This is a genomic window from Phenylobacterium aquaticum (genome assembly GCF_022695515.1).
Classification (GTDB): domain Bacteria; phylum Pseudomonadota; class Alphaproteobacteria; order Caulobacterales; family Caulobacteraceae; genus Phenylobacterium; species Phenylobacterium aquaticum.
This window is the reverse complement of sequence record NZ_JALDPT010000080.1, coordinates 1-4,061: the sequence shown is the minus strand read 5'-3', so window position 1 is coordinate 4,061 and position 4,061 is coordinate 1. Positions and strand designations below refer to the sequence as shown.

At 71.7% G+C, this 4,061-nt stretch carries 4 protein-coding genes; 1 reads left to right on the top strand and 3 read right to left on the bottom strand.

Features of this window, described 5'->3' with window-relative positions; all coding sequences use genetic code 11:
• Window positions 1-70: 70 nt before the first annotated feature.
• Together MQH10_RS26105 and MQH10_RS26100 are read right to left on the bottom strand one after the other, a co-directional pair.
• Window positions 71-955 carry a pentapeptide repeat-containing protein gene (locus MQH10_RS26105; protein ID WP_242566890.1) on the bottom strand — a complete coding sequence of 295 codons (885 nt, stop codon included), beginning with the start codon at window positions 953-955 and terminating at the stop codon, window positions 71-73.
• Between the two features lie 63 nt (window positions 956-1,018).
• Complete coding sequence (locus MQH10_RS26100) at window positions 1,019-1,507, bottom strand: pentapeptide repeat-containing protein (protein WP_242566889.1); 489 nt, start codon at window positions 1,505-1,507, stop codon at window positions 1,019-1,021.
• Between the two features lie 97 nt (window positions 1,508-1,604).
• Here MQH10_RS26100 and MQH10_RS26095 point away from each other — a divergent pair, with 97 nt between their 5' ends.
• Complete coding sequence (locus MQH10_RS26095; RefSeq protein ID WP_242566888.1) at window positions 1,605-1,919, top strand: DUF6665 family protein; 315 nt, start codon at window positions 1,605-1,607, stop codon at window positions 1,917-1,919.
• A 3-nt stretch (window positions 1,920-1,922) separates the two neighbouring features.
• Here the strand turns inward: MQH10_RS26095 and MQH10_RS26090 are convergent.
• Window positions 1,923-4,061 (bottom strand): TSCPD domain-containing protein (locus MQH10_RS26090; protein WP_242566887.1); only part of this gene is annotated, 2,139 nt, incomplete at its 5' end.

The window sequence follows — 4,061 nt, the reverse complement described above, 5'->3', positions numbered from 1 at the left end:
GAAGGGAGCTGGCACCAGTACCGGCACGGGCGTCCAGGCCGATACAAGGGTCGTAGGGGTACGGGGTCAGTCACGCGCGCGCGCGCGCCGGAGGCGCGGGCGGGGCGGGGACCACGACCCGCACCCGGACCGGCCACCGGCCGGACCGGCACCCGCGGCCGGGCACGAGGCCGGCGGGCAGGCGCGTCGAGGAGTCGGCGCAGGCTGTGGTCAGCTGGTCCTGCTCGAGGTTCTTCACCCGCGAGAGATCGACGCCATAGAGGGTGGCGCCCGTCAGATTGGCGTCGCGGAAGTCGGCGCCCGTCAGCGTCGCGCCGGTCATCACCGTGCCGGTGAGGTCGGTGTCGCGGAACGAGACCTGCGAGAAATTGCCGCCGCTCAGCACGGCGCCGGTCAGCTGGGCGTCGCGGAAACTGGCGCCCGCCGCATTGACCCGGGTCAGGACCGCGCCGTTCAGCACCGCATCGTCGAAGGTGCCGCGCGAGACGTCGGCGTCGGCGAACACGGCCCCCTCGGCGCGGGTGTCGCGCATGTCGACGTTGGGCATGTTGGCGCGCGAGAAATTCACCCCCGGCGCCTGGGCGTCGCGGATGCGGGTGTTGGAGAGGTTCGCGCCCTTGAAGTTCGCGCCCAGCATATGGCTGTCGGACAGGTCGGCGCGGGAGAGATCGGCGTTGGCGAAATTGGCGCCGGTGAACCGGGTCTCGCGCAGGTCGGAGCCGACCAGGGCCGCGCCGCCGAAATCCGCGCCGTCGAAATGGGCGCCGTTCAGCTTACGGCCCGACAGCTCGCACTTGGAGCAGGAGCCCCCGAACGAAACCATGCGGGCGACTTCCTTGTCGCCGTCCATGATCATCGCGTGGGCGGCGGCGACGGGCAGGGCGGAGGCGGCGGCCGCGACCAGCAGGAGGCGGCGGACCATGCGGGACAGGCGAGGGGCGGCGGGACGAACCATGGAGGATAGCCTGTGCCTGTCAGTGGCCGGTCAGGCTACTTAAATCGCGGTAATTCTTGAGCTTTAGCACGCCGGAATTCGCAACCCTGGGGGAATGCGCGTCGCGGCGTCACCACACGCTCGGTTGAGTTGCGCCTGGCTCAGGCCGCGGACGTGGTCCAGTTCGGCGCCGGAAAAATTGGTCCCGTCCAGGCGCGCGCCGGCAAGATTGGCCCCCTGCAAATAGGCGCCGACGAAACTGGCGTGCGTCAGATCGGCCCCGGCGAAATTGGCCGAGGAGAACACCCCGCCATAGGCGTTGATGTCGCGCAGGTCGGTACGGGCGAAGCTGGTGCGGTTCATGACGGCCAGGCTGAGATCGGCCTGGCGCAGCCGGGCGCCGGTGAAATTGCGGCCCTTGAGCTCCAGGCCCGAGAAATCGGCCTGGAACAGGTTGCAGCCCGGGCAGCTCGAGCCGCGCCGCGCGCTGGCGATCTGGCCGGCGTTCTGGGCCAGGGCGGCGGCCGGCAGGGCCAGGCTTGCGACCAGGCTGGCGATCAACAGCGGTTTCATATTGGCGCAGAGCTCCGTGCGGGGCGCAGTCTCCAGATAGGGCGAGCAAGCTTAAGGCCAGGTGACCATGCCGCCGGCTCTGCTAGGATCAGACGTCATGGCCCTACGCCCGCCCCAGACCCCGTCGACGTTCCGGTTCGAGACCGGGGCCAGCAGCCTGGATCAGGAGATCGCCGGCGAGAAGGCGGGCGCCCTGGGGCGGATGGGCCGGGCCGCCGAGGCCGCGCTCGCCCGGCTGAACGATCCCGAAGCCTTGGAACAGGAAGGTCGCGAGGCCCTGCTGAAGGCCGCCGCCCAGGCGGTCTGGGCCTTTTTCATCCAGCGTGAAGCCGTGGGCCTGCGCGGCCATGACGCCATCATCCGCGACTTCGGAATCCCCCGGGCCGTGCTGGTGCGGCTGGGCGCGCGGTAGGGCTTAACCCGCCCGGTCCTCGTCCTTGGGGCTGGCGCGCACGCCGCAGGTCTCGCAGATCAGGCTGGAGCCCTTGCGGACCACGGCGACATCGCCGCAGGCGGCGCAGACATCGGCCTCGACCCGCCCGAACCCGCCGCCGCGGCCGTTGGCGCTGGGCAGGAACACCAGATTGTCGGGCGTGGCCCCGCGCGAGAAGCCGCGCGAGATGAAGTGCGAGGCCGGCTGAGGATCGCCGGTCATCTCGGCCTCGCCCTCGGCCTTGCCGCGTCCCAGACCGTCGGCGTTCAGCTCGCCGTCGGCGTTGGCCAGTTCCTGGCGGTCCAGATAGGAGATGCCGAGTTCGCGGAAGATGTAGTCGAGGATCGAGGTCGCCGACTTCACCTGGTCGTTGCCGGTGACCGGACCGGCCGGCTCGAAGCGGGTGAAGACGAAGGCGTCGACGAACTCCTCCAGCGGAACGCCGTACTGCAGGCCGATCGAGATGCCGATGGCGAAATTGTTCATCAGAGAGCGGAAGGCGGCGCCTTCCTTGTGCATGTCGATGAAGATCTCGCCCAGCTCGCCGTCGTCATATTCGCCGGTGTGCAGATAGACCTTGTGGCCGCCCACGGCCGCCTTCTGGATATAGCCCTTGCGGCGGTCGGGCAGTTTGCGGCGGGTGCGATCGCGCTCGACGATGCGCTCGACGATCCGTTCCCTGGGCGGCGGGGCCGCCGCGACGGGCTCGGGGTCCGGGGCGCGGGGCGCGCGCGCCGGGGCCTCGGGAACCTTGGGCAGGTCGAGAACCAGGTTGGCGGGCGGCTCCATGCGGCGGATGCGCAGGGCCGGGGCGCCGGCCTGGGCGGCTTCCGCCAGCAGGGCGCGGGCGTCGAGCGGGCTCGTGTCCCACTCCAGTTCGAGTTCAGCCACCGGCGGAATGTCGAGCACGGGGGCCAGAGCCGCCATCATCGCGAAATAGGGGCCGGGGCCCAGTTCGTCGGCGCTCTGGAACACCGCCTTCTGGTCCGGCGTCAGGAAGTCGGCGTCGGCCAGGGCGCCGCCGCCCAGCGCATAGGTCTCGGCCGCGCCGATCTGCTGGGGGGTGAAGCCCATGCGCGCGAGGAGGTCGAGATCGGGGTCGGCCAGCTCGGCGTCGGTGACGCCCAGGACGTCGGACAGGAAGCCCGGATCTATGGTCTGGGCCGAGACGGCGTCGGCCAGGCGCGCGGCGAAGGGCAGGGCGGCCTCTACGGCGGCGATCTCATGCTCGGTGAACCCGTGGGCCTGCAGGGCGGCGTGATTGATCCCCGGCGCGTCGGCCAGATCGTGATGGCCGAGCAGGACGGCGCGAGCCTGGGCGGCGTCGACGCCCATGACCTTCAGGCCCTGGAGGGTGGCTTCGCTGAGCACGCGGGTCAGGACGCCGTCCTCGGTCTCGGCCACGGTGACGGCGCCGAGGCCGGGGGCGCCGCCCAGGGGCGCGCCGCCGAGCTTGAGGGCGAGGTCGGGGTCGTCGAACACCGCAAGGCCGCCCTGCAGCTTGGCGGTGCGGGCGACGATCTCATGAGCCTGCAGGAAGATGCGGCGCGCGGCGCGGCGGCCCTGCAGCGAATCATAGGCGAGCCCCTGGGCGGTCAGCCAGTCGGCGAGGCCGGCCAGCCCTAGGGCCGCCGAGCCGCCGTGGGCGGCCAGGGCCAGGGTGGCGATGCGCACGGCGTCCTCGAAGCCTTCGCTGTCGAAGCCCTCGCCGGCGCCGAAGGCCATCAGGTCGATGGCCGCGCGGGTGGGGCGACCGGCGGCGGCCAGCCGGACGGCGGCGTCAGGATCGAAGCTGGCGATCACCGCGCCGGTCTCCCAGGCGCAGGCGGCCAGGAGGTCGGCGACAGGGCCCGGCGGCTCGCCGCGGGCCGCACAGACCAGCTCCACACCCTCTCCGGTCTCGAACAGCAGCTGGGCGTCCCAGAGGTTCTCACCGGTGCGGGCGAGCGTCATGGCGTCCAGGATCATCGGATCGCTGGCGCCGGCGGCGCGGGCGGCTTCGGCGGCCCGGGCCAGGCCCGGATTGCCCGCGGGGTCGGCGCAGGTCGCCGGATCGCCCTCGCAGCGCAGAATGGCGTCCATGACGCCCTGCAGGCGTCGGCCGAGCTCCAGGGCCGAGGC

Bases quoted from the DNA above. Each gene is read 5' to 3' on its own strand.
- MQH10_RS26100 (WP_242566889.1), bottom strand. From the start codon at position 1,507: ATGAAACCGCTGTTGATCGCCAGCCTGGTCGCAAGCCTGGCCCTGCCG.
- MQH10_RS26095 (WP_242566888.1), top strand. From the start codon at position 1,605: ATGGCCCTACGCCCGCCCCAGACCCCGTCGACGTTCCGGTTCGAGACC.
- MQH10_RS26105 (WP_242566890.1), bottom strand. From the start codon at position 955: ATGGTTCGTCCCGCCGCCCCTCGCCTGTCCCGCATGGTCCGCCGCCTC.